An 18,177-nucleotide genomic window follows, 5' to 3' on the forward strand; every position below is an offset into this window, starting at 1 on the left:
CCCCCCCGCCGCCGCCCCCGCCGCGCCGAAGGGCCCGCTCCACGGCGGCCCGAACGGCCCTGTACACGGCCGAGCCGTCGCGCAGCCTCACCTCGGTCTTGGCCGGATGGACGTTCACGTCCACCTCGGAGGGCGGCATGTCGATGAATATGACGGCCGCCGGGTAGCGGCCCGCAGCCACGAGACCGCCGTAGCCGTCGAGCACGGCGCGCGTGACGGTCCGGTCCCTTACGGGACGGCCGTTGATGTAGGTATAGAGGGCCTTGGGCGCGGGGTAGGTGAGCTCCGGCCTTCCGACGATGCCCCTTATGTCCAGCCCCTTGGGGCCCATTGCCCGGGCGTCCACCTCGCCCATGCCCTCGAGGACCTCTTCGCCCATGAGCCTGGCCACACGGTCGGCAAGCGACGACGGCGGGCAGTTGAAGACGGTCTTCCCGCCGTGCACGAGGCGGAACGACTTGTCGGCGTGAGCGAGGGCCGCGCGCCTGACGGTCTCCATGACGTGGCCGAACTCGGTGCCGGCGGTGCGCAGGAACTTCCTGCGCGCCGGCGTGTTGTGGAAGAGGTCGCGCACCTCGACGGTCGTGCCCGGCGCGCATCCCGCCTCGACTATCGTCACCTCGCCGTCTTCGGCCCTCACCTCCACGCCCGAGACGGACTCCCTCGTCCTGGTCCTTATGCGGAGGCGCGCAACAGCCGCTATGCTCGACAGCGCCTCGCCGCGAAAGCCCATGGTGGTTATGGCCTCGAGGTCCTCTTCGTCCCTTATCTTGCTCGTGGCGTGACGCACGAGCAGAAGCGGCGCGTCGGCCTCGCCGATGCCCGAGCCGTCGTCGGTGACGCGGATGAGCCTTCGGCCCCCTTCCTCGCAGAGCACGGCGATGTGGGCGGCGGCCGCGTCCAGGGCGTTCTCGACGAGCTCCTTTACGACCGAGGCCGGACGCTCCACCACCTCGCCGGCCGCGATCTTCGAGGCCAGGGACTCGCTCATGAGCCTTATGACGGCGGGGGCGTTACCGGCCATGGCTCTTCTGCAACAGGGGGCCGTCTCCCTCGAGGTAGGGGTTGAGCGGACAGGGACCGCACCTCGGCGCAGCGGGGCGGCAGAAATCCTTGCCCGCTTTCACCAGCAGGGCGTGGTACTCGTTGAAGAGGGCCGTATCCGGCGGGAGGTTGTCCATGAACAGCCGCTGCAACCCCGCGTAGTCTGCGGCGTGGTCGGCCAGGCCGTGGCGCGTCAATATGCGTTTCGTGTAGGCGTCGATGACGAAGACGGCGCGGCGCGCGGCGTAGAGCATTATGGAGTCGGCCGTCTCAGGGCCTATGCCCTTGACGGAGAGGAGCTCTTTGCGCAGGGCGCCGTCGTCGAGGCGGAAGAGCCTTCGCAGGCTTCCGCCGTGGCGCTCGAAGAGCCGGTCCGTGAAGGCCTTGAGCCTTGCGGCCTTGACGTTGAAGTAGCCGGCCGGCCGTATGAGCCCGGCGATCTCTCCGGGCGTTGCGCGATGGAGGGCTTCGGCCGTGAGCATCCTGCGCTCCCGAAGCCTAGCGATCGCCTTCTCCACGTTGGTCCACGCCGTGTTCTGGGTGAGTATGGCCCCCACGACGACCTCGAAGCGCGTCCGTCCCGGCCACCAGTGCTGGGGGCCGAAGCTTGCGAAGAGGGCGTCGTAGAAGGCGCGCAGAAGCGCCGGGAGTTCGTTCCCTCCGGGCCGCTGCGGCCTCAGAGCGGTAGTTGCAGCCCTGTCGGTCTCCATCTCGCCGTCGATGCTCACCTTGCCCGCTTCTTGCGGCCTGTCCCCGGGCCGCTGCGGTCCTTGCGCGTCGGCCTGGAGCCTCTGCGCCGGCGCACCCTCCCTGCGGCTCCGCCGCCGGCCGCCGGCCCCTCTGCGCCCTGTGCGCCGCCTGGTCTCAGCGCCGCCGGGGCCTTGCCCGACACGGCGGCGCGCAGCCTCTCCACCTCGCGGGTCGTAAGGGGCCTCGACCGGCCGGGGGCGAGCGCGCCGAGTTTGAGGGGGCCGTACTCCACGCGCCTGAGCTTCGAGACGGGGTGTCCCACGGCGGCGCACATGCGCTTTACGAGCCTGTTGCGTCCCTCGGTGACGGTGATCTCGAGCCACGAGTTCTCGTCGGTCCTCGCCGCGAGGCGCACCCTTGCGGGCAGGGTGCGGCCGTCCTCGAGGACCACGCCCCGCTCCAGGCGCCTTATGTCCGCCCCGTCGGGCACGTCCCTCACCTTGACGAGGTATTTCTTGGGCACGCCGTAGCGGGGATGCATGAGCAGGTTCGCAAGGCCGCCGTCGTTTGTGAGGATGATGAGCCCCTCGGCGTCGTAGTCGAGACGGCCCACGGGAAAGAGCCTTGTCCTGGAGCCCTGGCGCACCAGGTCGGTTACGACCGGTCTGCCCGCCGGGTCGGAGACGGCGCTTATGACGCCCCTGGGCTTGTTGAGCATGATGTAGAGCCTGGGGCCGCCCGGCCGAAGCCGCGCTCCGTCCACCTCTATGCGGTCGGTACGGGGGTCAGCCTTCGTGCCCGGCTCGGTCACCACCCGGCCCGAGACCCTGACCCTCCCCTCGAGGATCATCTCCTCGGCCTTCCTCCTCGACGCCACCCCCGCCGCGGCCAGTATCTTCTGAAGTCTCTCTTTCATGCTCCTCTTCGAACTCCTCGGCCGTCTCTTCGGGCAGGGCCGCCTCCTTGAGGCTCGGCAGCGCGCCCAGGTCCTTGAGGGCGAAGGTCTCGAGGAACTGGCGCGTCGTGCCGTAGACGGCGGGCCTGCCGGGCAGGTCCTTCCTTCCCACCACCCTGACGAGCCTGCGCTCGAGCAGGGTCTTGAGCACGCCGCCCGTGTCCACGCCCCTCACCTCTTCTATCTCGGCCCTCGTCACCGGCTGCTTGTAGGCTATGACGGCGAGCGTCTCCATGGCGGCGCGGCTCATCTTCTTGGGACCGGCCTTGAAGAGCCTCCTTATCCAGGGGGCGTACTCTACCCGTGTGCGGAAACGCCACCCCCCGGCCGCCTCTTCGAGCGTGAAGCCCCGGCCGGCCGCGTAGTCGTCGACGAGGGAGTCGAGGGCGGCCCTCACGGCGGCCCGTTCCTCGCCCTCCATGACCGAGACGAGGCGCTCGAGGCTTACCGGCCGGTCGGAGGCGAAGATTAGGGCCTCGAGCACGGGCTTTATCCTCTCCACGTCGGCCTCGTCTCCCCCGGGCCCTGCGCCGCCCGCTCCGGCGCCGGCCCGGCCGCCGCGCCCCTCGTCCCGCGCTTCTCCCTCCGCCGCCGCGCCGGACGGAGGCCCGGCCCCTTCTGCGGGCGCGGCGGCGGGGTCCTGCGTCTTTTCTTCTTCCATCGCGTCCTTCAACGGTCGGTCTTCCGCGCCCCGTCCCCCTCCGCGACCGGCTGGACCGGCCCGGCGCATTCCGCCCCGCTCGCACCGCCGGGGAGGTAGACCCTTATGCCTCCGTCGTGCTGGTGGAGGAGGACCATGCGCATCTTGGCAAGCTCGAGGAGGGCGAGGAAGGTGACGATTATCTCGCCCTTCGATGCGCCGGCCGGAAAGAGGGCGGCGAAGGGGGCGCTGGCCGTCTCGGAGAGGAAGTCCATTATGTAGTTTATCTTGTCGACGACCTTGAACTTGTCGACCGTCATGTCGACGCTGTAGGTCTTCGGTGCGCGTCCGAGCACCTCGCGCAACGCGTCCATGAGGTCGAAGAGCGAGACGTCCACGAGGGGCTCGTCGAGCTTGAAGTCCTCGGCGCAGAGCTCCGCGCCGCGCGCAAAGACGTCGCGGCCGAGCACCAGGCGGGCCTCGAGTTCGCTTGCCGCCTCCTTGTAGCGGCGGTACTCAAGGAGCCTTCGCACGAGCTCCTCGCGGGGGTCGGCGCCCCACTCCTCGTCGTCGCCCTCCTCCTTCTCCGGCGCGGGCAGGAGCATCCTGCTCTTTATGTGCACGAGGGTCGCCGCCATGACGAGGAACTCGCCGGCCAGGTCGAGGTTCATGCTCTTGAGCATCTCCATGTACTCGAGGTACTGGTCGGTGATCTCGGCTATGGGGATGTCGTATATGTCGACCTCGTTCTTCCTGATGAGGTGGAGAAGGAGGTCGAGCGGCCCCTCGAATATGTCGAGCCTTACGCTGTAAGCCATGGCCCCCCGCAGGCCCGGCGTCTCCCCGCCGTCAGCGCCCGGCGCAGCGGGGCGGGCGGGCCTTTGCGCGCCGCCTCGACAGCCCCACGGCGCGGCGCACTTCGTCCATCGTCTCGGCCGCCAGGGCGGCCGCCTTCCCGGTCCCGCGCTCCAGTATCCCGTCCACCACGGCCGGGTCGCCCTCGAGCTCGGCCCTCCTCTTGCGCACGGGCTCGAGGCGCTCGAGCACGAGGGGTATCACCTTCATCTTGCACTCGATGCAGCCCATGGAGGCGGTGGAGCATCCGCTGCGCACCTCTTCGAGCACCGCGTCGTCGGAGTAGAGCCTGTGGAAGGACTCGTAGAAGGGGCACCTGGCCGGGTCCCCCGGGTCGGTCCGCCGCTTCCTGGCCGTGTCGGTCACCATGGTGCGCAGCTTCCTTTCCACCACGCCGGGATCGTCGGAGAGATAGACGGCGTTGTCGTAGCTCTTGCTCATCTTGCGGCCGTCGGTGCCGAGGAGCTTGGGCGCCGCGGTGAGCAGTGTCTCGGGCTCGGGGAAGACGGGTCCGTAGAAGTGGTTGAAGCGCCTCGTGATCTCCCTTGCAAGCTCTATGTGCGGGGCCTGGTCCACTCCCACCGGCACCTTGTGGGCCTTGTAGAGTATTATGTCGGCCGTCTGGAGCACGGGGTAGCCGAAGAAACCGTAGGTGCGCAGATCCCGCGTCTTTATCTCCCGGAGCTGCTCCTTGTAGGTGGGGTTGCGCTCGAGCCAGGCCATGGGCGTTATGACCGAGAGGAGCACGAAGAGCTCGGCGTGCTCCTTGACCGCCGACTGCGGGAATATGACCGAGCGCTCCGGGTCTATGCCCACCGATAGCCAGTCAATTACCATCTCGGTCACGTTGTCGGCCAGGGCGCTCGTGTCGGCGTACTCGCTGGTGAGGGCGTGCCAGTCGGCCACGAAGAAGAAGCAGCGGTAGTCGCGCTGGAGCTCGAGCCAGTTTGTGAGAACGCCGTGGTAGTGGCCGAGGTGGAGCCTGCCCGTGGGGCGCATGCCGCTAACGACCCTGCTCTCCGTCATCAGAAGACACCTCCCATAAGTAGTCCGACCGTGAGATATACGATGGGCGACATGACCGAGTGTATTACGCCCGTGAAGATGAGGACCAGCAGTATCATGAAGCCGTAGGGCTCTATCCTCAGGTAGGTGAGGGCCTTGTCGCTCGGCAGCAGGTTGGCGAGCACCTTGCTGCCGTCAAGGGGCGGTACGGGTATGAGGTTGAAGACGGCGAGCCCGACGTTCAGGAATATGCTCATCTCCACCATGAGAAACAGCGGCCTCGATACGGGTCCTCCCAGCGGGTCCCCGGCGGCGACGAAGAGCTTGTAGACGCCTGCGAAGAGGGCGGCGAGAAAGAGGTTCGTCACCGGTCCGGCAAGGGCCACCCACATCATGGCCCGGCCGGGGTCGCGGAAGTTTCTCGGGTTCACCGGCACGGGCTTGGCCCAGCCGAACATGCCGGAGAGGAATATGGCGAGCGTGCCCACCGGGTCGAGGTGCCTTATGGGGTTGAGCGTTACGCGGCCGAGCATGCGGGCCGTGTGGTCGCCGAGCCGGTCGGCCGCCCATGCGTGGGCGCTCTCGTGGACCGAGAGGGCGAGAAGTATGGGAGGAGCCATTATGATGGTCCTCAGGAGAATGTCTTCGAACATCTGGACCTGTCTTTCCGTGAGAGATTATGGGATGAAGACTTCATTATACCAAATTTATCGACCTTATCAAAGCAGAGCGGTTGCGGTCAATGAAATATTGTATGACTCGTCCTTGACCGCCGTCGCCTCCGGGGGTAATAATATAGGAAACTCTCCTTAATTACCCTGAGGGAACCTTTTTGTAAAAAGGTTCCCTCAGACTCCCTCCAAAAACTTTTAACGCGAGTTGGTTTCCCCCTGTTTTGCTTGGCAAAACAGGGGGAAACCAACTCGTATTGAAAGTCTTTGAAGGGGGTCTGGGGGGAACTTTCTACAGAAAGTTCCCCCCAGGGTCATTAATACAGACGCACGGATGGGGACTGAAGCTGTCATATTCGATCTCGGCGGGGTCATAGTCGACTTTTCGCACATGGCGATCTGCGCCCGTCTGGCGGCGCGGTGCGGCGGGAGTGCGCGGCGGGTCTACGCCGACATATTCGAGAGCGGGCTCGAGGAGGCTTACGACCGGGGGCTCTCGACGGCGGAGTTCCACCGCCTGGTCATGGAGCGCACCGGCGCGGACATGCCGCTCGGCGAATTCCGCGCCATCTGGTCCGACATATTCACCGAGAACCGGGAGGTGAGCGCCCTGGTGGAGGGGCTCAAGGGGAGGGTGAGCCTGGTTCTTCTCTCCAACACCAACGAGCTCCACTTCGAGCACGTGCGGGAGCGTTTTCCCGTGATCGGCCTCTTCGACGAGCTCGTCCTTTCCTACGAGGTGGGGCTGAGAAAGCCCGATGCCGCCATATTCCGCCTCGCCGTGGAGAGGAGCGGGACCGCGGCGCAGCGGTGCTTCTACGTGGACGACAACGCCGGGTACGTGGAGGCCGCCGCTGCGCTTGGCCTGGATTCGCGGCTCTTCGAGTCGGCCGGGGCGCTGGCGCGCGAGCTCGCGCGCCGGGGGCTTGCGTAGGCCCTCCCCTTGCCGCCGGGCTCTGCGAAAGCCTGTTGTGCAGGGGGCGCGGCGGTGATAGAATAGGGCCTTCCCCGGAAACAGCCAAATACTTCACGGAGGTGAGCCATGAAGATTACTTTCTGCGGCCATTCCTGTTTCATCATCGAGGGGTCGTCGGCATCCGTCGTCATCGATCCATTCCTTACGGGCAACCCCCAGGCGGCCGTCAGGGCCGAGGACGTGAAGGTCGACGCCGTGCTCGTGACCCACGGCCACGCCGACCACCTCGGCGACGCCGTCGACATCGCAAAGCGCAACAACGCGCGGATCATAGCTCCCTTCGAGCTCGTCAACTACTGCATCGAGAAGGGCGCCGAAGGGCATCCCATGCACATAGGCGGCGGCTTCGACTTTCCCTTCGGCCGCGTGAAACTGACGGTGGCCCACCACGGCTCCACCACCGAGAGCGGCGCCGTGGGCAACCCCTGCGGCTTCATAATCTCCATGGACGGCCGCACGGTCTATCACGCCGGCGACACGGGACTCTTCGGCGACATGAAGCTCATAGGCGAGACCAACTCCATCGACTGCGCCATGGTGCCCATAGGCGACAACTTCACCATGGGCATAGACGACGCCGTGCGGGCCGTGGAGCTCATAAGGCCCAAGGTCGTAATCCCCATGCACTACAACACGTGGGACGTCATAAAGGCCGACCCGGAGGAGTTCGCCGCGAGGCTTTCGGGCGGCCCAGCCGAGGTGAGGGTCTTGAAGCCCGGTGAGAGTACGGAGATTTAGGGAAGCTCTGATTAATGACCCTGGGGGAAACTTTCTGTAGAAGGGCCACAGGCCCACGTTTCCCCCAGCCCCCCTTCAAAGACTTTTAATTCCCTGCGGATCATCCCGATTTTGCTTGCAAAATCGGGATGATCCGCAGGGCGTTAAAAGTTTTTGGAGGGAGTCTGAGGGAACCTTTTTACAAAAAGGTTCCCTCAGCGAATCAAGAGGGCGGGGGCGCTCTCTTTTTTTGCTACTCGACTTCCACCTTTATGCGTTTTGGCTTTACGGCCTCGGACTTGCCGAGGTGGATGTAGAGGATGCCGTCCTTGAGTCCCGCCTTTATCTTCTCGGGGTTTATCTCCACGGGCAGTCCGATGGAGCGGGCATAGCTCTTGTAGGTGCGCTCCACGTGGTAGTAGGCGTCGTCCTTCTCTTCTTCCGAGCGCCTTATCTCGCCCTTGACGGTGAGGACGTTGTTCTCCACCGACACGTCGATGTCCTCCTTGGCCACGCCCGGCATCTCCACCTTCACGAGTATCTCGTCGTCCTTGTCGATTATGTCGAGAGCCGGCGCGGCCACGCCTTCGGCCGCGGCGCGCTGGGGAGCGAGCCTGCCCCTGTGACGCTGGCCGCCCGTGAAGAGTTCCTCCCATATCCTGTCCATCTCGCGGCGCATCGTCTCCAGTTCCTTGAGGGGGGTCCATTTCTCTATAGCCATCGCCTCTCGCCTCCTTTCCCGTTTCGTCTCTGCCGGCGCGGCCCGCGCCCCTGCCGGCCCTCCACTGATAATATAGGTGCGCTCCGGCGCCTTGTCAAGCCAGGGCGAGCGAAAGGGAGAGTATGAGGCCCGTGAGGCTGTGGGCGGCTATGGTGGCCTTTATGTGGGGGATGAGCCGCTCTCCGCCGGCGTACTCCTTTACGAGCCCCTTTCCGGCCCGCGCGGCCGCGGCGGCCGGAAGGCAGGCGAGCAGCGCTGCCGCGGGGAGGAGGCCGGCCGCAACGGCGGCGGCGATGCTCAGGTAGGCGCAGGCGAAGATGACGCCCAGCCCCCAGCGGGCGGCGCGAGGGCCGAGACGGACGATGAGCGTCTTCTTGCGGGCGGTCCTGTCTCCCTCGTAGTCGGGGAACTCGTTTATGTAGAGCACCGCCGCTATGAGGAAGGCGAGCGGGAGCGATGCGGCGACGGCCTCGGCGCCGATGCTCCCGGCCTGGACGCAGTAGGAGCCCGTGACGGCGAGTATGCCGAAGGCGAGCGCCACGGCGGCCTCGCCGAGGCCGCGGCCCGCAAGGTAAAGCGGCGGGGCCGAGTAGAAGATTCCGGTCAGGAGTCCCGCGGCCCCGATGAGCACCACGAGCGGTCCGCTCAGGAAGGCGAGGTAGAGTCCCGCCGCGCTTCCGGCCGTTACGAGCGAGACGGCGAGGGCCAGGACCTCGCGGGGGGTCACAAGCCCCTTCTGTATCACGCGGCTTCCGCCGGTAAAGGGTGTGAGGGGGCTGCGGTTAGCCTCGTCGGCGCCGCTCTTGTGATCGAAGTAGTCGTTGAGGGCGTTCATGCCGCCGTGATAGAGGACGGCCGCAACGAGGGCGACGAGGAGCCGGTAAGGGTCGAAGGCCCTCTCCGCGTGCCAGGCCGCCGCCGCGCCGACGAGCACCGGCACGATGACGGCCGGGAAGAACCGGGGGCGCGTGGCGGCGAGATAGAGTCCGGGTCTTTTCACGGCCTGCCCCTTCCAGCTCCGGCGGGCGTCAAGAGTTTTGCAGGAGTCTCCCCGTTCATGGTCTCCCCACTTATACCCGAAGAGCCCTCCACCGTCAAGGCCGCTACGCAAGGCAAGGCGCGCGCCTCCGCTTCCGTGCTGGACAAGTGCGGGCCCCTTCTGATAGAATTTCCTGGTTCACGAGCACTTCCGCCGTAAACGGTGAACTCGATGCGAGGTGGACAATGATACGCAAGCCGTGCGTCGCTTACCGCTTCTACCCCGGCGACAGGGACTCCCTTCTCTCGGCGCTCGAGGGCTACATGCCCGAGGCGGGCCCCGGCGAGAAGGCCCTGGCCGTCATCGCCCCCCATGCGGGCTACATGTACTCGGCCGCCGTGGCCGGCGCCGTCTACGGCAGGACGGCCGTGCCCGAAAGGGTCGTCGTAATCGGCCCCAACCACACGGGGCTCGGCGAGAGGGCGGCGGTCATGGCCTCGGGGACGTGGCAGACGCCGCTCGGCCCGGTGGAGATAGACAGGGAGCTGGCCATGGCGCTCCTTGACGCCTGCGGACTCTTCAGCGACGACGCCTCGGCCCACATGGCCGAACACGCCATCGAGGTCCAGCTTCCCTTCATCATGAGGCGCAACGCCAGGGCGAGGATAGTGCCCGTGACGCTCATGCACACGGGCTACGAGGCCTGCGCCGAGATGGGGGCGGCCCTGGCCGACGTCATAGGGGGTTGCGGCGGCGAGGTCCTCATGGTGGTTAGCTCCGACATGAACCACTACGAATCCGACAGGGTTACGCGCAACAAGGACAGGCTCGCCATCGAGAAGATAAAACGCCTCGACGCCAGGGGACTTCTCGATGTCACATCGGAGCACGATATAACCATGTGCGGCGTCGTGCCGGCGGCCGTGGCCATCGAGGCCGCCGTAAGGCTCGACGCCGTGGGCGCAAAGGTGGTGAGCTACGCCACCTCGGCCGAGACGAGCGGCGACTACAACCATGTGGTCGGCTACGCCGGCGTCATCATAAAGTAGGTGAACGGACCCCGACCGGCGGACCCGGACCGCTCCGGGTCCGCCGTGGAGTGTTCCGGGAGGGGGGCGTTGCGGCGGGCGCGCCTTCAAAGCGGCGGCCCCGCAGCCCGCCCCCCCTCCCCCGGAGGCGCGGGAGTCCGCGCGGCGCCGGCCGACTCGCGACGGGCGTTCCGGGTAGCGGCGCGGGATGCGATGGATTGGGAGGGGACGAAAGAGGTCCCCCCGGCGGCGACAGGAGAGGATTCCCCTCAACGACAAGGAGAACGGCATTGACGGTACGCACCAGGTTTGCGCCGAGCCCCACGGGCTATCTGCACATAGGTGGGGCGAGGACGGCGCTCTTCAACTGGCTCTTCGCCAGGCACCACAAGGGAAGGTTCATACTGAGGATAGAGGACACCGACCTTGCGAGAAGCACGGAGGAGTCCATAGAAGCCATTCTCGACGGTATGCGGTGGCTCGGCCTGGACTGGGACGAGGGACCCTATTTTCAGAGCCGCCGGAGCGGGCTCTACAGCGAGCACGCCCGCCGGCTTCTCGACTCCGGAGCCGCCTACCGGTGCTGGTGCACGCCCGACGAGCTCGCGCACAGGCGCGAGAAGGCCCTTGCCGGGGGCAGACCCCCGGGCTACGACGGCCGCTGCCGGGACCGCACGGACGCGCCCGACGGCCCCTTTGCCCTCCGCTTCCGCGTGCCCGCCGGCTCCACGGTGGTAAACGACGCGGTCAAGGGCGCAACGGCCTTCGACCACGCACAGCTCGAGGACTTCGTCATCGTGCGAAGCGACGGCACGCCCACATACAACCTCTGTGTGGTGGTGGACGACGCGACGATGGACATAACCCACGTCATCCGCGGCGACGACCACCTGAACAATACGCCCAAGCAGATACTCCTCTACGAGGCGCTCGGCTACAAGCCCCCGGTCTTCGCCCACCTGCCGATGATACTGGGCGCCGACGGGACCCGGCTCAGCAAGCGCCACGGCGCCGCGTCGGTCACGGCCTACCGCGAGGCCGGCTACCTGCCCCATGCGCTGGTCAACTACCTGGCAAGGCTCGGCTGGTCCCACGGCGACGAGGAGATATTCTCCCTCGACGAGCTCGTGGAGAAGTTCTCGCTCGACGCCGTCGGCAGGAGCTCCAGCATATTCAATCCCGACAAGCTGCGCTGGCTCAACCAGCACTACATAAAGCAGACGCCGCCTGGGGAGCTCGCCGCGCTGCTTGCGCCCTTTCTCAAGGCCCTCGGCGTCGACGCCGGGGGCGACGACAGGCTCGAAAGGATCGCCGCCACACTCAGGGAACGGGCCTCGGACCTGAGGGAGATGGCCGAGAGCGCGCTCTTCTACTTCGGCGACGAGGTGGAGTACGCGCCGGAGGCGGCGCGCAGGTTCCTGACGGCCGACAGGGCGGAGCCCTTCAGGCTCCTCATCGAGGCCCTCTCCTCGCTCGACGACTTCAGCGAGGAGGCCGTGGAAGGGGCCTTCAGGGAGGTGCTCGACCGCACGGGGCTCAAGCTCGGCAAGCTCGCCCAGCCCGTGCGCGTGGCGCTCACCGGCGCCACCGTGAGCCCCGGCATATTCGAGACCATCGCCGCCATGGGAAGGACAATGACCCTGCGGCGCCTTGAGAGGGCCGTGGACTTCATGGAGAAGGCCGCGCCGAAATGAAAACTTGACACATCACCCCCGATGGGCTAAAAAAGAAGGCTTGCACAGGACACGGGAGCCCATGAAAAGAGTATAAGATGTTCAAGAAGGTACTCATAGCCAACCGCGGAGAGATAGCGACGCGGGTTATAAGGGCGTGCCGCGAGCTCGGCATCCACACGGTGGCGATCTACTCCGAGGAGGACGCCACGAGCCTCTACGTGAAGAAGGCCGACGAGGCGTACATGGTGGGGCCGGGACCGATCCAGGGCTACCTCAACATATACCGCATAGTGGACCTGGCCACCAAGGTGGGGGTCGACGCCATACATCCCGGCTACGGCTTCCTTTCGGAGAACCCCTGGTTCCCGCTGCTGTGCAAGAAGCGCGATATCACCTTCATAGGTCCGGCGAGCAAGGCCATAGCCGACATGGGCAACAAGGTCAAGGCCCGCAAGATGATGAAGAAGGCGGGCATACCGGTGCTGCCCGGATCCGAGGGCTCGGTAAGGGACGTGAACGAGGCCCTGGCCTGCGCCGACGAGATCGGCTATCCCGTCATGGTCAAGGCCTCGGGCGGAGGAGGCGGAAGGGGCCTGCGGGTGGCCCGCGACCCAAAGGAGCTGGAGAGCGCCGTCGAGTCGGCCCGCTCGGAGACGAAGGCATCCTTCGGCGTCTCCGAGATATTCATCGAGAAGTACCTGGAAAGACCGCACCACATCGAGTTCCAGATACTGGCGGACCACCACGGCAACGTCGTGCATCTCGGCGAGCGCGACTGCTCCATACAGCGCCGCCACCAGAAGCTCATCGAGATAGCGCCGTCTCTCATTCTCACCGAGGAGCAGCGCAGCGAGATGGGCAGTACCTCGGTCAAGGCCGCCGAGGTGGCGGGCTACACCAACGCCGGCACGGTCGAGTACCTCGTCGACGGCGACGGCAACTACTACTTCCTCGAGATGAACACGAGGATACAGGTCGAGCACCCCATAACCGAGGAGATAACGGGCATCGACCTCGTCAAAAAGCAGATAGAGATAGCCGCGGGCCGGGAGCTCGGTTTCACGCAGCGCGACGTCAAGATAATGGGCCACGCCATGGAGTGCCGCATATGCGCCGAGGACCCGAAGAACAACTTCTTCCCGAGCTCCGGGCGCGTGACGTCGTACTACTCGCCCGGAGGCATCGGCGTGCGCATAGACGGCGCCATATACAAGGACTATATCGTGCCCGACTGTTTCGACTCGCTCATCGTCAAGCTCATAGTGAGGGGCGGCACGTGGGACGAGACGGTGCGCCGCATGAACCGCTCGCTCGAGGAGTTCGTCATAAGGGGCATAAAGACGACCATACCGTTTCTGCGCAACATAATGAACGACGGCGACTTCAAGGCCGGCAACTTCGACACGGGGTACATAGACCGCAAGCCCGAGCTCATGGAGTACTACGAGTACGGCGAGCCCACGGACCTGGTGGCGGCCATCTCGGCGGCCATAGCGGCCCACCACGGCTTCTGAAGGCCCAGGCCGCGGCCCCGTTTACGGGGGCCTTGAAGAATAGCCTTTTCCCTAACGCAGCGGGAGACCGAGCATGTCCAACAGCGATACGAGAAAGACCCATATAACCGACACGGTCCTGAGGGACGCTCATCAGTCGCTTCTTGCCACGAGGCTTCGGACCACGGATATGTTGGAGGTGGTCACGCTTCTCGACAAGGTGGGCTACTGGAGCCTCGAGGTCTGGGGCGGGGCGACCTTCGACGCCTGCCTGCGCTTTCTGAAGGAGGATCCGTGGGAGAGGCTTCGCGTCCTGAGGAAGGCGCTGCCCAACACGAGGCTGCAGATGCTGCTTCGCGGCCAGAACCTGGTGGGCTACCGCCACTACTCGGACGACGTGGTGAGCATGTTCGTCTCCAGGGCCGCCAAGAACGGCATCGACGTCTTCAGGATATTCGACGCCCTCAACGACATCAGAAACCTCGAGACGGCCGTCAGGGCCGCCAGGGAGGCGAAGGCCACCGTCGAGGCGGCCATATGCTACACGACCAGTCCCGTCCACACCCACGAGGGGTTCGCCGACATGGCCGAGCGCCTTGCCGAGATGGGGGCCGACACGATCTGCATAAAGGACATGGCCGGGCTCCTCTCGCCGTCGGCGGCCTTCGACCTCGTCACCAAGATCAAGGCCAGGGTCTCTCTGCCCGTGCACGTCCACTCCCACGACTCCTCGGGGCTCGCCTCGATGAGCTACCTCAAGGCCGTGGAAGCGGGGGCAGACATAGTCGATACGGCGATCTCGAGCCTGGGCTCGGGCACGTCCCAGCCTCCCACGGAGAGCATAGTGGCGGCGCTGCGCAACACGCCCTACGACACGGGCCTCGACCTCTCGCTCCTGGCAGAGATAGCCGAGGTCGTCAAGGGCATCCGCCGCAAGTACAAGCGCTTCGAGAGCGAGTTCACGGGCATAGACCCGCGCACGCTGGTCGTCCAGATACCGGGCGGCATGATATCCAACCTCGCCCACCAGCTCAAGGAACAGGACGCCCTCGACAAGATGGACGAGGTCTTCGACGAGATACCGCGGGTGAGGAAGGACATGGGGTATCCGCCGCTTGTGACGCCCACGAGCCAGGTGGTGGGCACCCAGGCCACCCTCAACGTGCTCATGGGCGAGCGCTACAAGGTCGTGACCAGCGAGACGCGCAACTATTTCAAGGGACTTTACGGCCGTCCGCCCGGCGAGGTCGACAGGGCGGTCATGAAGAAGGCCATAGGCGACGAGGAGGCCATAACGTGCAGGCCCGCCGACCTGCTCGAACCCGAGCTCGACCGCCTGACACGCGACATCGACGGCAAGGCCAAGAACATAGAGGACATCCTCTCCTACGCCCTCTTCCCCATAGTGGCCCTCGAGTTCTTCGAGCAGCGCGAGGCCGGCACCCTCGAGCCCGAGCCCCTGGAGGTCCCGGAGGAGAGGGAGAGCGAGGGACAGCTCGTCTCCAGGCTCGCGCCCAGCGAGTTCCTCGTCACGGTCCACGGCGAGACCTACAACATAAAGGTCGCCGGCGCGGGCCACAAGGTCGAGGGCAAGCGCCCTTTCTTCCTCATGATCGACAACCGCCTCGAAGAGGTGATGATCGAGTCCATAACGGAGGTCATCCCCACGACGGCCGGCGAGATCGAGGGCGTGCTCAGCGCCGAGAGCTCGCGCCCCAAGGCGAGAAAGGAAGGCGACGTCACCACGCCGGTGCCCGGCAAGGTGACGAGCATCAAGGTCTCGGTGGGAGACCGCGTCAAGGAGGGCGATACGGTCCTCACCGTCGAGGCCATGAAGATGGAGAACGAGGTCCACACCCCCATCACCGGCGTCGTCAGGAAGATACTCGTCAAGATGGGCGACTCGGTCAACCCCGACGAAACACTCCTGGAAGTCGAACCCGAGGGTTAGTCTCCTGGGAAAGCCTTCTTTTGGAAACTCTGATTTATTGCACTGAGGGAACCTTTAACGCCCTGCGGTTCATCCCGATTTTGCAAGCAAAATCGGGATGAACCGCAGGGCATTGAAAGTCTTTGAAGGGGGGCTGGGGGAAACGTGGGCCTATGGCCCTTCTACAGAAAGTTTCCCCCAGGGCAATTAATCAGAGCTTCCCTTATTCCCGCGGGGAGCCTTCCGTCCAGGGGTTCCCGCAGGGAGCGGTCAATGGCGGCCCGGCCGGTCGGCGGCGCGGGTGTGCCTGGACGATACCATTCGGGCCCTCTCCCATGGCGTTTACAGAAGTCCTCTCGGTCGTCTTTCCGGTCTTCTCCATCATAGGGCTCGGCTATCTCTTCGCCTCTTTCAGGTCCATAAGCCTCGAGCCCATAATGGAGGTGCTCCTCTACCTCACCATTCCGGCTCTCGTCATATCCTCGCTCACCGACAGCCCCATCGTCACGTCCGATCTCGTGGAGGTATCGGCCGTGGCCGCCGCCGTGGTGGCGGCCACGGCCCTTGCAAGCCGTCTCTACCTCTCCTTTCGCCCCATGGAGGACAGACGCGGCTTCTACATGGCGGCCATGTTCATGAACTCCGGCAACATGGGCTTTCCGCTGGCGCTGCTCGCCTTCGGCTCCGCGGGGCTCTCGGTGGCCGTCGTATACTTCATAGCGGTGAGTCTTCTCGTCTACTCGGTGGGCATATCCATAGCCAAGGGGCGCGGCGGCATGACCGAGATATTCAGGCTGCCGCTCATATACGCGGCCGGGACGGGTCTGGTCCTGAACCTCTCGGGCCTGGCACTGCCCGCGGCGCTCAAGAACACCGTCGATCTGCTCGGCGCGGCGACGATACCGCTCATGCAGGTGAGCCTGGGCTACCGCCTCTATTCGGCCAGGGTCGCCCACCTGGGCGATTCGCTGGCGTGCACGGCGATCCGCATCGGCGTGGGGGCGGCCGCGGCCTGGTTCGTCACCGGTCTCTTCGGCATGGGGGGACTCAACCGGCAGGTAGCGATCCTGGCCTCGTCCATGCCGTCAGCGGTGATGAACTTCGTCATGACCCACCGCTACGGCGGTCGAAGCGATCTCGTGGCCTCGACCATAGCCGTGAGCACCGTCGTGAGCGTGGTGACGACGCCTGTGGTGCTGGTGCTCATATCCGACTGACGCCGCCGTGACTTGCGGCTGCGCTCGAGGCGTGGAGGGGATGGTCTGAGATGGACGGTTCGACGCGAAGGTTCATAATGGCCGGGCTCGTGGCGGCCCTGGTTGCGGCCGTTCTCACGGGGTCGCTCTTCGGCGCGGTCATGAAGCGGGCCGTGGAGGAGCACGAGGCGCTTGCCGCCTCGCAGCGCGAGTACAGGCGGCTTGAGAGGGCCGCGGCGGGCGGCGACGCGGAGGCGGCGCGGGCACTCCCCGAGGCGAAGCGGGAGGCGGAGGCCGCCGAGGCGGGCTACGGCGGCCTTGCGCCGTGGTACGTCTTCTACAGGCTCACCGACTTCACGGGAAGGCTCTTCCTGAACCTTTTGAATCTGCTCGTCCTGCCGCTCATAGTTGCGAGCCTGGTGATGGGCCTTGTCTCGCTCGGCGACATCCGTCACCTGGGGCGCACGGGGCTGCGCACGGTCGTGTACTATATGGCCACGACGGCGGCTGCCGTGATTACGGGACTTGTGATGGTCAACCTCTTCGAGCCCGGAGTGGGGGTTGAGGGGGCCGCGGCCGTCGCCGAGCGTGTGGCGGGAAAGGAGGAGGCCGGGCTGATAGACACGGTGCTGTCCGTCTTCGTCGACGAGGGAGACGCCGGGGCCGGGGCCGTGCCGCGCAACATCTTCGCCGCCATGGCCGGCGGCAACGTGCTCGGCGTCATATGCTTCACCATGCTCCTGGCCGCGGCGCTCACGACGGTGGGCGAGCGGGCGGGGCCGGTGGTGGCCTTCTTCGACGGTCTCAACGAGGCGGTGCTAAGGCTCGTCCACTGGGTCATGTACCTTCTGCCGGCAGGCATCTTCGGCCTCGTCACGGCGCGGCTCGCCGCGGTCGGAGGCGGGGCGGCGGTGTGGGGCGAGGTGACAAGGCTCGCGTGGTACGCCGCCACCGTGCTCTCGGCCCTCCTCATCCACGCCCTCGTCGTGCTGCCACTGGTGCTCCTCTTCGTCGGGGGGCGCAACCCGCTCTCCTACGGGGCCGGCATGGTCCAGGCCCTGCTCACGGCCTTCTCCACCGCGAGCTCTTCGGCCACGCTGCCCACGACCATGGAGTGCGTGAAGGAGAACAACCGCGTATCGAGGCGCAGCGCCTCGTTCGTGCTGCCCCTGGGGGCGACGATCAACATGGACGGCACGGCGCTCTACGAGGCCGTGGCCGTCGTCTTCATAGCCCAGGTCTACGGCGTGGAGATGGACTTTGCAAAGCTCGTCATCGTCTTCCTGACGGCCACGCTCGCCGCCGTCGGCGCCGCCGGCATACCGGAGGCCGGACTCGTCACCATGGTCATCGTCCTCAACGCCACAGGCCTTCCCCTCGAGGGCATAACCATACTGCTCTCCATAGACTGGCTCCTCGACCGCTGCCGCACAACGGTGAACGTCTGGGGCGACTCCATCGGGGCGGCCGTCGTAGACCGGCTCGAAGAAAGCGAGGAGCTGAAGATATGAACAGACAAGACAAACCCAGGCGTTCAGAAAACCCAATTACACCGGGGGAAACTTTCTGTAGAAAGTTTCCCCCGGACCCCCTTCAAAGAC

17 protein-coding genes are annotated in these 18,177 nt (G+C 65.6%); 8 read left to right on the plus strand and 9 right to left on the minus strand.

Annotation, left to right across the window (positions count from 1 at the left end; translation table 11 throughout):
• From mutL to ENJ37_08280, 7 genes are all read right to left on the minus strand, one after another.
• The coding region (mutL, locus tag ENJ37_08250; protein HHL40483.1) for a DNA mismatch repair endonuclease MutL at positions 1–1,024 on the minus strand (1,024 nt) is incomplete at its 3' end.
• Entirely contained in the window at positions 1,014–1,754 is a 741-nt protein-coding gene (locus tag ENJ37_08255; protein HHL40484.1) for an endonuclease III domain-containing protein, read from the minus strand. The genes mutL and ENJ37_08255, both read right to left, overlap by 11 nt.
• A gap of 14 nt (positions 1,755–1,768) precedes the next feature.
• Positions 1,769–2,650, minus strand: coding sequence for an rRNA pseudouridine synthase (locus tag ENJ37_08260; protein ID HHL40485.1), 882 nt, complete (start codon positions 2,648–2,650; stop codon positions 1,769–1,771).
• The gene (gene scpB, locus ENJ37_08265; protein ID HHL40486.1) at positions 2,520–3,419 is read right to left on the minus strand and encodes an SMC-Scp complex subunit ScpB; all 900 of its coding nucleotides are present in this window, start codon (positions 3,417–3,419) and stop codon (positions 2,520–2,522) included. The genes ENJ37_08260 and scpB overlap by 131 nt, the downstream gene beginning before the upstream one ends.
• Positions 3,359–4,147: a segregation/condensation protein A gene (locus ENJ37_08270; protein HHL40487.1), complete on the minus strand. Its 789-nt coding sequence runs from the start codon at positions 4,145–4,147 to the stop codon at positions 3,359–3,361. Before ENJ37_08270 ends, scpB begins: the two co-directional genes overlap by 61 nt.
• 31 nt (positions 4,148–4,178) lie before the next feature.
• Positions 4,179–5,210, minus strand: coding sequence for a tryptophan--tRNA ligase (gene trpS / locus ENJ37_08275; protein HHL40488.1), 1,032 nt, complete (start codon positions 5,208–5,210; stop codon positions 4,179–4,181).
• Positions 5,210–5,842, minus strand: a complete 633-nt coding sequence (locus ENJ37_08280; protein HHL40489.1) for a site-2 protease family protein — start codon at positions 5,840–5,842, stop codon at positions 5,210–5,212. Before ENJ37_08280 ends, trpS begins: the two co-directional genes overlap by 1 nt.
• Positions 5,843–6,194: 352 nt before the next feature.
• On the opposite strand from ENJ37_08280, the gene ENJ37_08285 reads away from it, so the two are divergent.
• Together ENJ37_08285 and ENJ37_08290 are read left to right on the plus strand one after the other, a co-directional pair.
• On the plus strand, positions 6,195–6,794 hold the full coding sequence (locus ENJ37_08285) for an HAD family phosphatase (GenBank protein HHL40490.1): 600 nt from the start codon (positions 6,195–6,197) through the stop codon (positions 6,792–6,794).
• Positions 6,795–6,902: 108 nt separating this feature from the next.
• A complete protein-coding gene (locus tag ENJ37_08290) occupies positions 6,903–7,574 on the plus strand; it encodes a metal-dependent hydrolase (protein HHL40491.1) in 672 nt (223 codons plus the stop codon).
• 232 nt (positions 7,575–7,806) lie between these two features.
• On the opposite strand, the gene ENJ37_08295 is transcribed toward ENJ37_08290, so the two are convergent.
• Together ENJ37_08295 and menA are read right to left on the minus strand one after the other, a co-directional pair.
• Positions 7,807–8,274: an Hsp20/alpha crystallin family protein gene (locus ENJ37_08295; GenBank protein ID HHL40492.1), complete on the minus strand. Its 468-nt coding sequence runs from the start codon at positions 8,272–8,274 to the stop codon at positions 7,807–7,809.
• 94 nt (positions 8,275–8,368) lie between these two features.
• A complete protein-coding gene (gene menA / locus ENJ37_08300; protein ID HHL40493.1) occupies positions 8,369–9,385 on the minus strand; it encodes a 1,4-dihydroxy-2-naphthoate octaprenyltransferase in 1,017 nt (338 codons plus the stop codon).
• 113 nt (positions 9,386–9,498) lie between these two features.
• On the opposite strand from menA, the gene amrB reads away from it, so the two are divergent.
• The 6 genes from amrB (at position 9,499) to ENJ37_08330 (ending at position 18,087) form a co-directional block, all read left to right on the plus strand.
• On the plus strand, positions 9,499–10,302 hold the full coding sequence (amrB, locus tag ENJ37_08305; GenBank protein HHL40494.1) for an AmmeMemoRadiSam system protein B: 804 nt from the start codon (positions 9,499–9,501) through the stop codon (positions 10,300–10,302).
• A gap of 269 nt (positions 10,303–10,571) precedes the next feature.
• Positions 10,572–11,975 carry a glutamate--tRNA ligase gene (locus ENJ37_08310; GenBank protein HHL40495.1) on the plus strand — a complete coding sequence of 468 codons (1,404 nt, stop codon included), beginning with the start codon at positions 10,572–10,574 and terminating at the stop codon, positions 11,973–11,975.
• A gap of 77 nt (positions 11,976–12,052) precedes the next feature.
• Complete coding sequence (gene accC, locus ENJ37_08315) at positions 12,053–13,471, plus strand: acetyl-CoA carboxylase biotin carboxylase subunit (GenBank protein ID HHL40496.1); 1,419 nt, start codon at positions 12,053–12,055, stop codon at positions 13,469–13,471.
• Positions 13,472–13,544: 73 nt separating this feature from the next.
• On the plus strand, positions 13,545–15,401 hold the full coding sequence (oadA, locus tag ENJ37_08320) for an oxaloacetate decarboxylase subunit alpha (GenBank protein ID HHL40497.1): 1,857 nt from the start codon (positions 13,545–13,547) through the stop codon (positions 15,399–15,401).
• Positions 15,402–15,553: 152 nt separating this feature from the next.
• Positions 15,554–16,597, plus strand: a complete 1,044-nt coding sequence (locus ENJ37_08325; protein ID HHL40498.1) for an AEC family transporter — start codon at positions 15,554–15,556, stop codon at positions 16,595–16,597.
• Positions 16,598–16,737: 140 nt separating this feature from the next.
• Positions 16,738–18,087 (plus strand): dicarboxylate/amino acid:cation symporter, encoded by a 1,350-nt coding sequence (locus tag ENJ37_08330; protein ID HHL40499.1) that lies wholly within the window; start codon positions 16,738–16,740, stop codon positions 18,085–18,087.
• Positions 18,088–18,177: the final 90 nt, after the last annotated feature.

It is taken from the genome of Deltaproteobacteria bacterium (assembly GCA_011375175.1).
Classification (GTDB): domain Bacteria; phylum Desulfobacterota; class GWC2-55-46; order GWC2-55-46; family DRME01; genus DRME01.